The organism is Bacteroides fragilis NCTC 9343 (assembly GCF_000025985.1).
GTDB lineage: Bacteria > Bacteroidota > Bacteroidia > Bacteroidales > Bacteroidaceae > Bacteroides > Bacteroides fragilis.
This window is the reverse complement of record NC_003228.3, coordinates 3925389-3941567: the sequence shown is the minus strand read 5'-3', so window position 1 is coordinate 3941567 and position 16179 is coordinate 3925389. Positions and strand designations below refer to the sequence as shown.

Sequence of the window (16179 nt, the reverse complement as noted above, 5' to 3'; positions counted from 1 at the left end):
CTTGCTTTAATTTTATTCTAACGTTATCAGCGTCTGCTCTCCGGCAATGTTATCGCCCTCCTGCACCAAAATCTCTTTAATCCGGCAGTCCGAAGTCACCTTGTAGTTGCTCTGCATCTTCATGGCTTCGATGACGATGACCGTTTCTCCGGCCTTCATCTCTTGTCCCACACTGACGGGGATTTTCACCACCTTGCCCGGCATGGGCGAAGTGATACGGTCGTTCTGCTCCTCTTCACCTTTCTTGCGCATGCGCAGGTATTTCGCCTGGCTGTCTATAATCTCGACATTGAAGCTGCTGTAGTGTGTATTCACTTTGTAGCTCTTTCCGTTCTCTTTGCGAATCAGTTGGGCGTTGGAGCTGCGTCCGTCCATCAGGATGTTGCAATTCCCGTTCTCTGCCATGACAACGTCCGCTTCGAACGTTTTTCCGTCGATGGTGAGAACCACTTTGTTGTCTTCCTTGCTGACCAATTCTATTTCGGCCACGCGATTTCCTATATGTATTTCCATACTTTTATATTCTTAATACCCCTTTGTGCAATCCAAATTCTTTCCACTTGCTGATCGGGCGGTTATCCGCTGCCAGTCCGCTGTTGTTTTCTTCCAGGTTCATCAGGTAGTCCATGTAGGCGGCAATCAGCGCAATGTTTTCCGCACGCTCACTGGTGCGCGTGATGCATTGCTGAAGCACTTCACCGTTTTTGGCGATGAAGCCTGTGTCATAGTGTCCTTCCACAAAGTCGGGTGTATCCATGATGGCGCGCAGGTAACTGATGTTGTTCTTTACGCCCGTCAACTTATATTCGTGAAGCACGCGGCGCATCCGTTCGATGGCATATTCCCGTGTGGTGGCCCACACGATCAGTTTGCCGATCATCGGATCGTAATAAATCGGAATCTCGTATCCTTCGTATACATAGCTGTCGATGCGTACTCCGATACCGTTGGGTTCTGTGATTTGCTTGATGACACCCGGGCTGGGCATGAAGTTCATTTCCGTATCTTCCGCACAGATGCGGCATTCGATGGCGTGTCCCCGTTGCTGGATGTCCTCTTGTCTCAGTTGCAGTACCTGTCCGTCGGCTACCTTAATTTGTTCTTTTACCAGATCTACGCCGACTACTTCTTCTGTGATGGGATGTTCCACTTGCAGGCGGGTGTTCATTTCCAGAAAGTAATAATTGCGGTGCTTGTCCACCAGGAATTCAATGGTTCCCGCGCCGATGTAGTTCACGGCCTTGGCAGCGGCTACTGCCTTTTCGCCCATGTCCCGGCGCAGTTCCGGTGTGATAAAAACCGAAGGGCTCTCTTCTACGATCTTTTGGTTGCGGCGCTGCACCGAGCATTCACGTTCGCACAAGTGAATTACGTTGCCATGCTTGTCGCCCAGTATCTGGAACTCGATGTGATGGGGTTCTTCCACAAACTTCTCCAGATAGACCGTGTCGTCTCCGAACGAGGAAAGCGATTCGCTCTTGGCTGTTGTATAGGCTTCGGCCACTTCGTCTGCATGATGAATCAGTCGCATTCCTTTTCCGCCACCGCCCATCGAGGCTTTCAGCATTACCGGATAGCCGATTTGGTTGCAGAGTTCTACGGCTTCCTCAACACTTTTCAGGTTGTCTTGAGTGCCCGGAACTACCGGTACCCCGGCTTCGATCATCTTGATGCGTGCCGAGATTTTATCTCCCATGGCTTCCATTGTTTCCGGGTCAGGACCGATAAAGGTGATGCCTTCTTCCCGGCAACGGCGGGCAAAGGTTGCATTTTCCGATAAGAACCCGTATCCCGGGTGAATGGCGTCTGCGTGGCATGACTTTGCCACTTCAATGATTTTTTCTATATTCAGATAACTCTCTTTCGATGCTGCCGGTCCGATGCAATAAGCTTCATCGGCGTAAAGCACATGTTTCGCTGTTCGGTCCGCTTCCGAGAAAACGGCAATGCTCGTTATTTCCATCTCCCGACAGGAGCGCATCACCCTCACGGCAATTTCACCGCGGTTGGCGACTAAGATTCTTTTAATCATATTCATTTCTCAATTAAATGCATATACATATTCGCGCTTTTCCACCCTGCGGACATACGTCCACCCGATGAAAACACAGTATTTCTACGATTTGGGGCTTAACAACGATGCTTTCTTTCCTAACCCACGAGGAGAGAATGCTCTTATTCACGAATGGCAGGTCTTCTGACTGACTCTACATCTTACCGGGACCTTCCCGACAGAGTTTGCTTTTTCTGTCAGTGGTACGAAATTGGCTGATTGATAAGATGCTATACAGAGTTTCACAGCAGCGGGACTGTCCGGGATTTACACCCGATTCCCTTTTAATCTTCGTCCGTTGACCACGGATTCCGAACCAATTCGGCGACAAATATAGAGAAATATTGAATAGGATGGATACTTTTTGCACGAAAAGTTCAGTTTTGTGCAATGCCCCCGCAGCTTTTTTTCAAAATAAATGTCATATATACGGAACACAAACGGACTACCGATTGTTCTTTGGGTACAATAAACGAGCATAAAACGGAATGAAGTACTAACGAAATATACATACCATACTATGTCACATTTACCTACCTTGATTGCTGACCTTGCCTTAATACTGATGTCCGCAAGTATCATTACTCTTTTATTTAAATGGCTGAAGCAACCCCTGGTCCTGGGATATATCGTTGCCGGATTGCTGGCCGGGCCTTATGTCCGCATCTTCCCGACTGTTGGCGATATGGAGAACATCAATACCTGGGCTGAGATAGGAGTTGTCTTTTTGCTTTTTGCTCTCGGACTCGAGTTTAGCTTTAAAAAATTGATGAATGTCGGATCGGCAGCGTTTATTACGGCAACAACCGAAGTGATCAGTATGTTACTGATCGGTTTTATGGTGGGGCATCTGTTGGGGTGGAGTACGATGAATTCTGTGTTTCTGGGTGGAATGTTGTCCATGTCGTCTACCACGATTATTATTAAAGCCTTTGATGATCTTGGTTTGCGCAGCCAACGGTTTACAGGCATTGTGTTTGGAACCTTGGTGGTCGAAGACCTGATCGCTATCCTGATGATGGTCATCCTTTCTACTATGGCGGTGAGCAAAGAGTTTGTGGGTGAGGAACTCTTGATGAGTGTCCTGAAAGTTGCCTTTTTCCTGATTTTGTGGTTTCTGGTCGGTATATTCATCCTTCCGTTCTTCCTGAAAAAAGCAAAGCGGTTGATGAATAATGAAACTCTGTTGATTGTCTCTCTCGGGCTTTGCCTGGCAATGGTCGTGCTGGCTACCCGTACCGGTTTTTCGGCTGCGCTGGGTGCTTTCATTATGGGATCTATTCTTGCTGAGACGGTTGAGGCCGAACATATAGAACACATCATACAGCCGGTGAAAGATCTTTTCGGAGCTATTTTCTTTGTATCCGTCGGTATGCTGGTCAATCCGTCTGTCCTGCTTCAGTATGCCTGGCCGGTGGTTATCATTACATTGGTGACTCTTGTGGGTAAATCGATTTTCTCTTCATTGGGGGTCTTGCTGTCCGGCGAACCACTGAAGGTTTCCGTCAAGTCCGGGTTCAGTCTGGCCCAGATAGGAGAGTTTGCTTTTATTATCGCGGGATTGGGAGCCTCGCTCAAGGTGCTGGACCCGTTTGTTCCCCCGATTATCGTTGCGGTATCCGTTATCACTACCTTTACCACTCCCTATTTTATCCGGTTGGCAAATCCGTTTTCCGAATGGCTTTATAAAGTACTTTCCCCTCGGACCCGTGAATTTCTGGACCGTTACGCTTCCGGCAAGAAGACCGTCAATCATGATAGTGACTGGAAGCGGTTACTGAAAACGATTGTCGGAAGAGTGATTATTTACAGTGTCCTCCTTACTGCTATTTGGCTGTTGTCCGTTCAGACCGTATACCCGACGATAAACGGAATGTTTGATTCCCCGGGACGATGGCTGAGTGTAGTGATGTGCCTGCTCACCCTTTTGCTGATGATTCCTTTCTTGTGGGCCCTTGTTTCAGATAAGTACAATTCTCCGGACGTGTTTCTGAAGTTGTGGAATGACGACAATTACAATCACGGGAGGCTGGTAGCGTTGATTCTGTTCCGTGTTTCGGTGGCTGTTTTTTTCATAGCGGGAGTTGTCATCAGTTATTTTAGTCTTAATTACGGGATAGGTATTGTCATAGCTGTTGCCGTGTTGGGACTGATACTTCTTCTCAGGGAGAACCTCACCCAATATTCGCATTTGGAGAACCACTTCCTGACCAATCTGAACGGAAGGGAGGAAGCAGCCCGGAATCGCTATCCGCTGAAGAGCCGTTTCAACAGTGAGTTTAGTGATAAAGATATTGAGTTGACCTCCGTTTGGGTATCTCCTTATTCATCTTATATAGGGAAGTCGCTGGAGGAACTTCCTTTCAGGCGTGAGTTTGGTGTCAATGTAGTGGGGATTGTCAGGGGAGAACGGAGGATATACATTCCGCAAAGTGACGAGTGCATTTATCCGCAGGATAAGTTGATCGTGGTCGGTACAGACGGCCAGTTACAGAAGTTTCGTTCGGAACTCGACATCCGGCAGGATTTTCCGGACGAAAAGAATGTGCGACAAGAGGTGACGCTTCACTCTTTCACGGTAGATGAAGAATCTCCGCTCCTGAATAAAAGTATTGCCCAGTCACGGTTGGGAAAACAGTATGACAGCCTTATCGTTGCCATTGAGCGGGAAGACGAGTTGATTTCCATGAATCAAAGTACGGTTTTCCGTTTGGGAGATCTGGTATGGATAGTGGGTGACAGGGAGAAGATCAGACAACTCCTGATGCGGAAAAAGCATGTGTAAGTAAAGAGAGGAGGAAAGACAAACGATTCAGATGAAAATTTTCATTTTGACAGAAGCACGTCGAACTGTCATTCTGTATTTTTAATACGGGCTGTATTCGTTTCTTTCCGGGCTTCTTTGCGATTGCTCCCGAAAAAGCTGTTGTTTTGCCATTAGTCAAAATTAAAATGATGTGATTGGGGCTCTTTATCTGATATTATGGATTGATAATCTTCCGGTATAGAAGCATTCTGTTGATGTAACTCAATTCCGTTCTCTAAAATGATAGTTGGTAAATGCTCCCTCTGAGGTCTCTGATAACTTCAGAAAGCATGTATTTTACCTCTTCTTTTGCTTTATTAATTTCTTCCGGACAAAAGACTAACTTCTTCTGAAGAAAAGACTAACTTCTTACCGGGAAAACATTAACTTCTTTTTCGGAAAGAGTTAAGTCTTTGGGTACGTAAAATGGTATATTTACTCAATATAATGTAGATTTCTGTATGTAAATGTCATATCTATGCGTTGTATCTTTCTATTACATAAGTTTTGAATAGACGGTGTGTTATTAAAAAGAGAGAAATCGTTTCTTTCTGATCTTAAAATAGGAATATCTTCGTCTATTTGTGTTCGGGCCATTAAAGTGTCTCTTTTCTATGAAAAGTTAGTAGATATTATAATATTATTATTAAGTATAAAAGTTGGGATACCGCTTGTCGATTTCTGTTTTCATTGGCTATATTTGCGTGTATCTAAAATATAAAATACTATGAAGTCCATTTTGTTATCTGTTATTTCATTCTTGTTAGTCATGAATGTCTGTGGTAAGAATGATGTGGATATGAGAACTTATTTGAAAAAAGTTCTCGGTAATCTTGGTAAGATAGAATCAGCTTCCTATCATGAGCAATCTCAGTCCTGGCAACCCGGCGATACCGTTGCCATTACCAATTTTCATCGTTTTATTAAAGAATACACCAATCCTTCTGATTCAACCATCGGCGCGAGCTATGTGTGTCTTGACGCCAAGGATACGACGCGATTTGAATTTGGTTATGATGGAAACGTGAGGATGATAAGTTATCATGAGCATAAAGGGATTATGATCGATGATTTCACGACCAGATCCCTTCCTTTCAGGTTGGTGGCTCCTCCGTTTTTTTGTTATACCCGGAATATCATCGGATATGCTTTGAGTACGGGAGATAGCATCACCACCGAATGGAAGGATTTAGGAGAAGCGTATTACTTCAAGTTGGTGATACATGAAGACAGGCAGGTTGAATTTTTTGGAAAAGCGTACTACATACCGAAGCCTCCTTTTGATTTGGGAGACCCGACCTCGATTTACGAATTGTGGATTAGCAAAGCGGACGGTCTGCCTTATAAAATGCGCAGGGAAATGTCGCATCAGATTTCTGCTACTACTTGTTCGGATGTAGTCTTGAATCAATTGTCGATAGCCGGTTTAAACTTATATGATTATGTGCCCCAAGACTATGAGATCCGCAAGTATGGCGAGCAAAAAAAGGTCACTCAGCCTGCGGCGACAGATCTTATAGGACAGAAAGCTCCCGACTGGATGTTGAAAGATATGTATGAGAAACCGGTGGCGTTATCCGAATTTAAAAGTAAAGTGCTATTGGTGAACCTCACCGGTATCGGTTGTGGTGCTTGCCATGCATCCATTCCTTTTCTGAACGGATTGAAAGGGAAGTTCAATGCCGGTGAATTTGAAGTGGTTTCTATAGAAACCTGGGGACGTGAACCCCATTCGCTGCGAACTTATGCGGATAAGAATCAAATAAATTATAGTTTTTTGTGCGGTGATGAAGGTATTGTCAAGTCATACCGGACTTATGGCGCGGCACCTTTATTCTTTATATTAGATCAGGATCGGGTGATCAGAAAGGTCATCCGGGGGTATCGAATGGGGCGGACCGATGAAGAAATCACAGATGCCATCAAAGCACTGTTATGATAAAATGTATTTGCGGTTGGAGGTTACTCCAACCGCAAGTCGTATAGACAGGCACGCACCTCTTCCGGGCTGCCGATATGTTTCCCTATGTCGTCTGATAATTTCACACATTCGCGCCATTCCTGGTTCATGTTCATCTTGCATTGCGATAGCTTCATGACAATGTTTGATGGCTTGAATCCCGTATCGTTGGTCAGGTTTGTCCCGATGCCGAAAGAGCAACGGATCTTTCCCTGGCAATACTCCTGGATATCCAGTGCTTTGTCAAAGTCGAGTGCGTTACTGAATACGATTGTCTTGGTGGTCGGGTCGATGCCCAACTCTTTATAACGTGCGGTCAGCTGATCGATGAACCGGAATTCATCACCGGAATCACACCTCACGCCATCAAACAACTTAGCCTGTTTGCGGCTTAGATTGCTTAGAAAGATGGCAGATGTATAAGTGTCGGACAAGGCGATGCCAAGGTCGCCATCGTATACATTTACCCAATTTTCAAGGGCCATATAGTTGGCATGTTTATAGCCGAATTGCGCTCCGTGAAACATGAACCATTCATGGGGATGCGTACCCATGGGCTTCATGCCGTATTTCATGGCGAAATGGCAATTGGAAGTGCCGATACAGTAATGGGCTGTCTGTTTCAGGTGCCCGATGACTTGATTCTGCACATCGAACGAAAAGCGCCTTCGGGTTCCGAATTCAGAGAAAAGTAGCTGATGCTTATTGGACAGTTCTGTCTTTTCGGACAGTTTGTACAGGATGTCTTCCAGGTTGGCAACATTGCCGGACGATTGGTTCTTTATCTCCGAAACGATGGCGAGTAGAGGTACTTCATAAAGCGTTGCTTTGTAAAGATAGTCGTTCACTTCGATGTGAAGCTGCCGATTCTCGTCCAGACGGATTTCTATTTTCTCGGGTTGGAAACGGAAAGAAGAGAGCCACTCCCAATAGACCCTGGGCAGGAAGCGGCAGTTCTTTATCATATATTCCAGTTCTTTTTCGGTCAGTGCCACGTGTGATAGCTGACTGATTTCCGTTCTCAATCTTTCCACAAACTCGTCGCTATATTCAGTCCCGTCCCTGTCTTTGAAGCTGAAAGTGCCTATTGCGTACGGGAATAGTTTGATATAAGCATACGAAGTAGTGAATTTATAAAGGTCTGTATCGAGTATGGTACGAATGATCATTGGGTTCTTTTTTCTCTGTTATTCTCGTCAAAGATACAAAATATTCTATAGTAATCCATTCCGTATCGGTTCATATGGCAAAATCATCATTCCGAAGATAAAGTATTTTCTTTATACACGGTGTTCATTTCAATGATGATAGCTGATATTAAAAACAAAAAAAGATCTTATAAGTTGGTGCTTTTCTATCTTTTTATTAGTTTTAAAACTTAATCGCATACAAACAATCATGCAAAAATTAAACCAACAACCGGATATTTGTCCTTATTTCTCTCCGGAATTTAAAGTGATACCTCAGTATATTATAATGAAAGAGGGAGAGTGCATGGAATTGAATAATAGAACTACCAGTTTTTTTATTTTTATTCTTTCAGGTGAAATTACAATTAGTTTTGAGCAGTACACTAATCGGTCCGTGTTGGAAAATGAAATGTTTTTTCTGCCTAAAAACAACTGTTTTAAATGGAAAGCTGTTACGCAAACAGTGTTGATTCTTACAGGATACAACGCCACCATTTTCCCATGTACGAGTGTCAGGGCAAGAATTTTATATAAAATAAAGGCCGGCGTGAAGTTCGATTGCCGTGGAGTAGTGATGAAGGACGAAGTCAAAGTAGTAGTGAATCAAATGAAGCATTATCTTGAGTCCGGAATAAACTGTCATCATATGTACATTTTGAAACATAAAGAACTGTATCTCATGTTCAAGCACTTCTATACGTATGAGGAGATAATACAGATATTTTATCTTATATTAGGCAGCAATCCGCTCTTTAACGAACGGGTGTTGGATAATTATTTAAAAGTGAAAACCGTTAAAGAGTTAGCCGGTCTTTTAGGGTATGGCATAAAGACGTTTGAAAAGCTTTTCAGAGAGAATTTTGATGAATCTCCTTATAAATGGATGCAGAAACGGAAGGCTTTGCAGATACAACAAAGATTGATGAATCCCGCTATCTCATTGAAGCAGATCATGTATGAATTTAAATTTGCAACCTCTTCGCATTTTAATTTTTATTGTAAGCAACATTTGGGTGCCGCTCCGATGCAAATAAGAAACAGCAATAAGGATGATAATATGAGTACCTTGCCTTAATTGGTAGATTTTATACGCAAATTGGTAATAAGCTTCTTCTTTTTATTGCATAATTTTGTATTCAAGAAATAAGAAGACATAACCTGCACTCATATTCAGTATTTATGGTAATGAAGAAAAGAGAATTAATAAAGACGCAGATCTTATATGATAGGCATTAGGACAAGTAGCACACACATAGTTCTGTCGCTGGATTATGCAGTATAACTTCTTAAAAAAATGAATTTAAAGCACACAAATAAAATAACTGCGAAAGTCACTTGACGTCCGGTATACTGTAGCCTCCTGATGTAAACAGGAGGCTCGTTAACAAAATTATTTCGGAATACAAAAGTTCAATAAAGGATTTGGTATCGATCTTTTGCGCAATTGCTGGAGGAATCTTTTATTTGCAACCCGAAAAGATAATTTTGTTATATTAAATTAAAACTTATGACATCAGTAAAATTAAAATTGAACAAGACCCGTGCATTGAAAGATGGGAATTATCCGGTGGTATTCCAGCTAATCCACCAAAAGCGCAAAAAAATAATTTATACGAAATACCGTATGAAAGAAGAGGACTTTATAATTATTGCCGGAAATGTTGTTTCGGGTTGCCATACCGGTTGCAAAATCAGTCGCGAATTGTTGAGGATCTATAAGCAACTGACCGCACGAGTTCGCAGACTGGAAAGCCGTGGTGAGGAATATACAATAAATGATATCACTACTGTCATGTTTTCAAAAGCGACCGGGAAATTCTTATTACTGCCTTACATTGATACACAAATAGAATGGAAAAAGTCAATAATGAAAAACGGAACCGCCGCTGCTTATCAAAGTACCTATGCTTCACTTGCCAAATATATCGGTAAGAAAGAGGTGAAAATATCGCAAGTGAACCACCGCTTTGTAACTTGCTACAGAGACTTTTTATCCAAAAATGGGGCTACGGAAAATACGATCGGATACTATTTAAGGAACTTCAGGGCATTGTATAATCTCGCGGTAAAGGACGGCTTGGTTCCTCCATGCGATTATCCGTTCAAGGAAATATGTACCAAGCCCTGTAAAACAGTAAAACGTGCATTAGATCGGGAACAGATGGTTAAATTGGCTTGTCTGTCATTGCATTCCGATGCAGAGTTAAAACGTTCATTGGATCTTTTTCTTTTTGGTTTCTATGCCCAGGGAATGGCTTTTGTTGACATTGCATATCTGAAGTGGAAAAATATAAGTGGTAATCGGATTATCTATAGAAGACATAAATCAAAACAATTGATACAAATAGTCATTACACCCCAGATCAAATCCATTATAGACGAGCATGGGAATAATACGAACAATGCAGAAGAGTATGTATTCTCGGTTATCAAAAACAATGCAAATGAATATACTCAGTATCGTACAGCTTTAGGACGTACCAACAGGCACTTAAAAATAATCTCTGCGAAACTGAAGATTGATCCTCCGTTGACTACGTACACCGCGCGCCATACATGGGCAACACTGGCCAGAGAATACGGGGCCCCGGTTTCGGCAATCAGTGCGGGATTAGGGCATACCAAAGAAGAAATGACACTTGTCTATCTTAAGGAATTGGATTTGGCTCCTCTTCACCGGATCAATAAGATGGTAAATAATCTTCTGGAGAGAAAATGAGTTCCTCTGTATTTCTCTATTCTATAATAGAGATTAATACTTCATATTTTTCATCAATCTATCTTTCTCGCTACAAAAGTACGACATTGTCAGTTTGCCATTATTGCCAAAAAGAACAATAATTTTGATATTTCGTACAAAACTTCACAAAGTAGTTAAAAACTACTGATTTACAACCTGATATTTCATAATCAACTCCCGTGGTGTGCAATTAAAATGCTGCTTGCAATAGTGGGTGAAATGAGCTTGTGACTCAAATCTAAACTCCTCCATCAACTCTCCGACTGTAGTCTCTGAGGTCATCACTTTATTTAATATATGTGTGTTCCGTTGTTTCAGCAACCATTGCTTGGCCGTCATTCCGAATACTTCTTTAAATTTACAGTAAAAGCTGCTTTTACACATATTGGAGAGGGAGATGAGATCATTTACATTGCTTACTTTAAAATAATTGCCAATGACAAAATCTTTGAAAGTTAATTCTGCTGAGATGATCGGGTGGAACAATAAGGCTAATTCTTCTTTCAGATAAAAACCCCGGAGTAAAAAAAATAATTCCTGTTGCAACAAAGTGTGAAAATGTCCGCAATCCATCTTATTGGTCAGGCAATACGTAACAATCTCCAAATAAGGAGGAAGGGGATAACGGATAGCGAGTGACTGGAAATTATAATCCAGTTTCCTGCATAGTCCTGTTAACGATTGTAATATGAACTTATCACATACGTTTAAGGGAACATCAAAGGATAAGGAGAGTAACCGGGTACCGGCTATGACTTTAATTTCAACCATAGCCGTTTTGGGGAGTAGCACCATACAGTTAGCCTGAAACAAACGTTCTCTAAACTGATTACAATTGATGATACATTCTCCTTCGAGAACAAATAAAAGATAGTTCCATGAAATTTCTTTTTCCAGAATAACTTCTTCATGTGAGAATTCAATATATTTGAATCCGTTTTCTACCTTTTCCAGGTAATTTCTGCATGAACGATGCTCTTGTATATAGAGCAAATTGTTAAGTGAAGATTTCTTATTCATATCATATTGAGTTTGGTGGCTTATTCATTTTACTTCAGTATTATTTCAGCATCTTGTTCTGATAGCTTTTCGTATTGTACTAAAATACTGTGAATTAAACCTTAGCTTATTATATTAATTGTTCTTTTCATAAGGTATTATGTCGGTTGTGTGATACTAATTTGTTGATAACTAGAGTTTTATGATTTGCTTACTCTCCTTTCAATCTCTATTATAGAATAGAGATGTAGTAAAAAACAATATTTAAGCTTGAAACAAATAAACATTATCAATTTTATTCATTAAAAAAATCACAGAATGAAAGTTAAAAAAATCTTATTATCAATGTGTGCGATAGCGGCATTGGCAAGTTGTTCGCAGAATGATGACGTGGTTCCTGCTGGGGCGGGCGGTGAAGAAGCAAGGGTTGTCCTTAAGCTGGAGGGAGACGCTGTGGATACAAGAGCCGATGTGCCAGCTACTGAAGAAGGTGCCAAAATTAAGGATATTACTGTATTCTTTTTTAATACGACAGGGTTTATTGTGGGTACTCCCAAATACATAGGTGTCGCGGCGGATATTGCTAAACCGATTACGACCACTACGGATGCTTCTCAAGTGGTTGTAATAGCTAATCTAGGGGGTGACGAAACAACTACAGGTAAAAAATTAGCTGGTGTGAGCAGTATTGACCAGCTGAAAACAAAAGTATTTTCTTCTGTTACTACTACCACAGATCCCACAACCAAACATACAATTAATCAAACTAAGGATCGTCTGTATATGAGTGGAATGGGGAAAGTGACAATAGGTTCAGATGGGCTGACTGGTACTGCAACAGTAAATCTGCATTTCATATCGGCTAAAATTAATAAGGTAGCTATTTCATGGAAAGCTGATAATACAAACCAGAACTATTCAACTCTGTCTGTTTTTAAAACAGATAAGTCTAAATGGTTTGCCATCAAACAAGTCTACTTAATGATGTCTCAGACAAACTCACATCTTTTACCTGCAGATGCCGTAATCGTTCCGGCAGGGACGGTAACATGGGCTGGTGCGTTTGCTCCAGCTACGGGTTTGGCGTTTGCAGGGGGCTTGTCGTGGGGGAGTACTCCGTGGGTACCAGTTCCGACACCAACTCCTCTTCAAACAGATACTTACTTAGTAAAGACAGATCTGGCTGCTAGTTCTGCCGGAAATCAAGTGGCGAATGTCATTGCTGATAATCCTTGGTATTTGTTTGAAAATCCTGCTTCTTCTGATAAACCGACTGGGCTTGTAGTTGAAGTAGTATGGAGATCTAAAGACAATGCAGAGTACAACAGTGCTGATGTTTTAACCAAATATTTTACAATCTATTTTGGTGAAAAGAAAGCAGGATCATCTCCAGCTAATCAGCCGTATCTTGAGCCTGGAAAAACTTATGATATCAGTTTAAATCTGAACGGTGATTTTAAACCGGGCGGTAATGGTGGCGGTGGTAGTGACGATCCGTCTAAGCCGAGTGTAGATGCAAATATTACCGTTACGGTACATCCTGCAAAATGGACAACGACTGCTGAAATTACAAAAGAGTTTAACTAACTTCACAACTAGCTTTTTCCTTTAAAATGGGGAAAGAACATTCAATAAAATCGGTATGTGCCCGATTGTAAATCTGCATTCGGGCGCACTTCCGCTTTTAATCGGTAACAAGAAAGAATATCTATTATGATGATAGGCAACATTAAATTCCGGTTTCAACCGGGGATATTATCCTTTATGTTCGTACTGCTACTGTTGTCGGGATGCATAGCTGAGAATAATGACGATTGTTTCAGAGGTGTTCCTCTTCAAGTGAAATTACCGGCAGGTATTTTATCCGAAACAATGCAAGACATAAACATCTATGTATTTGATGGTAGCGACCGCTTGCTGGACATACTACCAATACGCAGTTTAGAGCCTGTCATTTTAAGCTATCCGGGCATACCCAGCCTTCATTGTATTGCTTGGGGCAACACACAGGATGGTACAATGTATGTCAGTCCCCTAAAAACGGGCGATCCGCTCTCTGCCGGTTTCATTTCTTTGAAACCCTCTGCCGTCACAAGGGCACAGAAGAGCATTTTCATCTCTCCCACCGATTTATTCTATGGAGAGCTTAATGTAGACAATACTTCGACGTCCAACCGCATTGAGGAAAAGGAAATGTCCGTTTCCCGTATGGTGGCGTCAATGAATATAACCATACGCGGTCTGGAGCTTCTCAGCCAGAGCAATGAAGGCGTTTACTCCATTGTGGTGCACGAAACTGCCAGTCGTGTAGACTTTGAAGGCCGTTACGGAGGAGATCCTGCTTCTTATGCGTTCTCACCCCGTTTTGAAGCCGGAAAAGATTACATCATACCTCCTTTCAACCTTTTTCCTACTACGGTCGGTAGCGGAATATCCATCGATATCTATCGTAACGGCAGCCTGCTCAGAAGTATAAGTACTGATAGCGGGAATCAACCCATCCTGCCAGTTGTGGGTAAAACGCTGAATGTTTTGTTGAACTTCAGACTCGATGTGGATGTGGAATTGGCACTCACCGGGTGGGGAGAGGAGTATATCTGGAAAGAATACAACTGATTTCCATAGAGTGTAAAACTATAGAATGATGATAAAGTAAAGAATATGAAGAATAAACCTATATTGAAGTTGAACCGGTTGGCAATGATTATTCCTGCGGTGTTGGTGTTGCTGTCCTTGTCTTCCTGCCAGCAGGAGGAGCCGTACAGTAACCGGACTCCTTCGGGCTCTACCCTCGTAAACCTTTCTGTTTCTGCTTCCAACAGCGATGTGACATTGGTTTCCGATGATCCCGCTTCGGCTATCAAGTCCCTTTGTATTCTTCAGTTTAATGCGAACGGAAATGATTTCGGAACCTTGCGGCATGTGGGCATCGGTACGGAGAATGTGGCAGGTGGTGGAAAATACAGTGCTACACTGCTTCAAAGCGTAGATACAAATGATAAATATAAATTTGTTGTGCTTGCCAACTTTCCTAATGGCTACGGTGTCTTCCAGGGTATGACAGGCAAAAGCTATGCTGCAGTGCAACAAGCATGCCTGAGCGAGGAGATTACCGGAAACCTCGGGTTTGATACAAATAATTGTTTTCCGATGTTCGGAATACCTAAAGGCGGAACTCCTGAAGTTATCGACGAGACCCTGGATTTGGGGAGTGTCTCTTTGGTGCGTGCCGTAGCGCGTGTGGATATCGGTATCGGGAAAAAGGATGCCAATACCAATACCTGGAGCAAAAACGGGGTAAAATTTAATATGACCCAGATTCAAATCTGGAAATCGGGAAAACAGTATGCATACATGCCTTTGGAAGGTAGCTTTTCCTCTGCCGGAGGTGCACTGACCATAACCGCTCCTTCTCCTGTAGGTGCTGTGGCGACTAAAGCCTATGACAATACATATATAACAAGCGGCACTTACTGTGCGGAGAAGATTTATCTTCCCGAAGTTGATTTGCAATGGGGAAGTGTATATGATACCAAGCATACGAGCCGTCTGGCAATCATCGTGGGGGGTAAATATAACGGTTCGCAGAAAGAGACATTTTACCGGGTGGATTTAACCAACGACCAGACCTCTGAAACGATGAACATATTGCGTAACCATGTTTATCGGTTTACCGTAACGAAGGTAACGGATGACGGTTATGATACAGCCGAACTGGCCTATAAAAGTATACCGAAAGATATAAGCTTTACTGCCGAGCTTACTCCATGGACATTCCCTCCTGCGGTTTCCGTGCCTTCCATAATCGGTTACCGTATGGTGTACCAAAACACGAATGGTGGCATGTTGTTGTGGAATACAGCAACCGGACTTACTATTCCTAAAAAGAGAGATACCTGGAAGGGGACTAAAATGAACTTTAACTATAACGGATTTTATGACGAAACAAATAACGCTTATGCTATAACCTATCCGATAGAACCTCGAAACGGATCGCTATATCACACCATAGAGGTGGCTTTTGATTATGAGGGAGTATACCCCTCCCTTATGGTATCGGCCGATGATGTCACTGACGTGACGGGTGGAGATACCAATCCGTGGAAAACGGGTAAAACCCTTACGGCTTTTGACATTTGCCGCAACTATGAAGGAGACGGATTTGGCGACTGGAGGCTTCCGCGGCTTTCCGAGCTGGCTTTGCTCTATTTAAACAGAGGGAGCCTGGAGGCAATGAGAGGGTTTGCTCCACTAAGCGGAACTTACTGGAGCGGTTCGGAATATCTGGTAAGTGATTCGAAGGTAGATAAAAGACACTCCGAACAGGCTTGGGGAATCAACTTTGATGCTACGAATCCGGGCAATGCGGCACCCTATGACAAAACAACGAAAAAATTTAAAATCCGGTGTGTACGACAAACGCAGTAAATG

General features: G+C 42.5%; 11 protein-coding genes and 1 riboswitch. Of the genes, 7 read left to right on the top strand and 4 right to left on the bottom strand.

Annotated elements, in window-relative coordinates:
- Positions 1–12: 12 nt before the first annotated feature.
- Positions 13–513: an acetyl-CoA carboxylase biotin carboxyl carrier protein subunit gene (locus BF9343_RS16095; RefSeq protein ID WP_005790282.1), complete on the bottom strand. Its 501-nt coding sequence runs from the start codon at positions 511–513 to the stop codon at positions 13–15.
- Between the two features lie 4 nt (positions 514–517).
- Positions 518–2032 carry an acetyl-CoA carboxylase biotin carboxylase subunit gene (accC, locus tag BF9343_RS16090; protein WP_005790279.1) on the bottom strand — a complete coding sequence of 505 codons (1515 nt, stop codon included), beginning with the start codon at positions 2030–2032 and terminating at the stop codon, positions 518–520.
- 138 nt (positions 2033–2170) lie between these two features.
- Positions 2171–2390, bottom strand: a riboswitch (cobalamin riboswitch).
- A 183-nt stretch (positions 2391–2573) separates the two neighbouring features.
- On the opposite strand from accC, the gene BF9343_RS16085 reads away from it, so the two are divergent.
- Together BF9343_RS16085 and BF9343_RS16080 are read left to right on the top strand one after the other, a co-directional pair.
- Positions 2574–4838 (top strand): cation:proton antiporter domain-containing protein, encoded by a 2265-nt coding sequence (locus tag BF9343_RS16085; protein ID WP_005790275.1) that lies wholly within the window; start codon positions 2574–2576, stop codon positions 4836–4838.
- Between the two features lie 748 nt (positions 4839–5586).
- Entirely contained in the window at positions 5587–6798 is a 1212-nt protein-coding gene (locus tag BF9343_RS16080) for a peroxiredoxin family protein (protein ID WP_005802516.1), read from the top strand.
- 23 nt (positions 6799–6821) lie between these two features.
- On the opposite strand, the gene pncB is transcribed toward BF9343_RS16080, so the two are convergent.
- Positions 6822–7988, bottom strand: a complete 1167-nt coding sequence (gene pncB / locus BF9343_RS16075; RefSeq protein ID WP_010993378.1) for a nicotinate phosphoribosyltransferase — start codon at positions 7986–7988, stop codon at positions 6822–6824.
- A gap of 229 nt (positions 7989–8217) precedes the next feature.
- Here pncB and BF9343_RS16070 point away from each other — a divergent pair, with 229 nt between their 5' ends.
- Positions 8218–9084 (top strand): helix-turn-helix domain-containing protein, encoded by an 867-nt coding sequence (locus BF9343_RS16070; RefSeq protein ID WP_005797785.1) that lies wholly within the window; start codon positions 8218–8220, stop codon positions 9082–9084.
- 432 nt (positions 9085–9516) lie between these two features.
- Positions 9517–10728 carry a site-specific integrase gene (locus BF9343_RS16065; protein ID WP_005814707.1) on the top strand — a complete coding sequence of 404 codons (1212 nt, stop codon included), beginning with the start codon at positions 9517–9519 and terminating at the stop codon, positions 10726–10728.
- 162 nt (positions 10729–10890) lie between these two features.
- Here the strand turns inward: BF9343_RS16065 and BF9343_RS16060 are convergent, their stop codons facing one another.
- Complete coding sequence (locus BF9343_RS16060) at positions 10891–11769, bottom strand: helix-turn-helix domain-containing protein (protein WP_005814709.1); 879 nt, start codon at positions 11767–11769, stop codon at positions 10891–10893.
- 297 nt (positions 11770–12066) lie between these two features.
- Between BF9343_RS16060 and BF9343_RS16055 the strand changes: the two genes are divergently transcribed.
- From BF9343_RS16055 to BF9343_RS16045, 3 genes are all read left to right on the top strand, one after another.
- Positions 12067–13335, top strand: coding sequence for a fimbrial protein (locus BF9343_RS16055; protein ID WP_010993377.1), 1269 nt, complete (start codon positions 12067–12069; stop codon positions 13333–13335).
- 126 nt (positions 13336–13461) lie between these two features.
- A complete protein-coding gene (locus BF9343_RS16050) occupies positions 13462–14364 on the top strand; it encodes a FimB/Mfa2 family fimbrial subunit (RefSeq protein ID WP_005802521.1) in 903 nt (300 codons plus the stop codon).
- 45 nt (positions 14365–14409) lie between these two features.
- Positions 14410–16176, top strand: coding sequence for a DUF1566 domain-containing protein (locus tag BF9343_RS16045; protein ID WP_005790254.1), 1767 nt, complete (start codon positions 14410–14412; stop codon positions 16174–16176).
- Positions 16177–16179 lie beyond the last annotated feature (3 nt).

Excerpts from the sequence above, each read along its gene's own strand:
- BF9343_RS16095 (WP_005790282.1), bottom strand. The coding sequence starts at position 513 with ATGGAAATACATATAGGAAATCGCGTGGCCGAAATAGAATTGGTCAGC.
- accC (WP_005790279.1), bottom strand. The coding sequence starts at position 2,032 with ATGATTAAAAGAATCTTAGTCGCCAACCGCGGTGAAATTGCCGTGAGG.
- BF9343_RS16085 (WP_005790275.1), top strand. The coding sequence starts at position 2,574 with ATGTCACATTTACCTACCTTGATTGCTGACCTTGCCTTAATACTGATG.
- BF9343_RS16080 (WP_005802516.1), top strand. The coding sequence starts at position 5,587 with ATGAAGTCCATTTTGTTATCTGTTATTTCATTCTTGTTAGTCATGAAT.
- pncB (WP_010993378.1), bottom strand. The coding sequence starts at position 7,988 with ATGATCATTCGTACCATACTCGATACAGACCTTTATAAATTCACTACT.
- BF9343_RS16070 (WP_005797785.1), top strand. The coding sequence starts at position 8,218 with ATGCAAAAATTAAACCAACAACCGGATATTTGTCCTTATTTCTCTCCG.
- BF9343_RS16065 (WP_005814707.1), top strand. The coding sequence starts at position 9,517 with ATGACATCAGTAAAATTAAAATTGAACAAGACCCGTGCATTGAAAGAT.
- BF9343_RS16060 (WP_005814709.1), bottom strand. The coding sequence starts at position 11,769 with ATGAATAAGAAATCTTCACTTAACAATTTGCTCTATATACAAGAGCAT.
- BF9343_RS16055 (WP_010993377.1), top strand. The coding sequence starts at position 12,067 with ATGAAAGTTAAAAAAATCTTATTATCAATGTGTGCGATAGCGGCATTG.
- BF9343_RS16050 (WP_005802521.1), top strand. The coding sequence starts at position 13,462 with ATGATGATAGGCAACATTAAATTCCGGTTTCAACCGGGGATATTATCC.
- BF9343_RS16045 (WP_005790254.1), top strand. The coding sequence starts at position 14,410 with ATGAAGAATAAACCTATATTGAAGTTGAACCGGTTGGCAATGATTATT.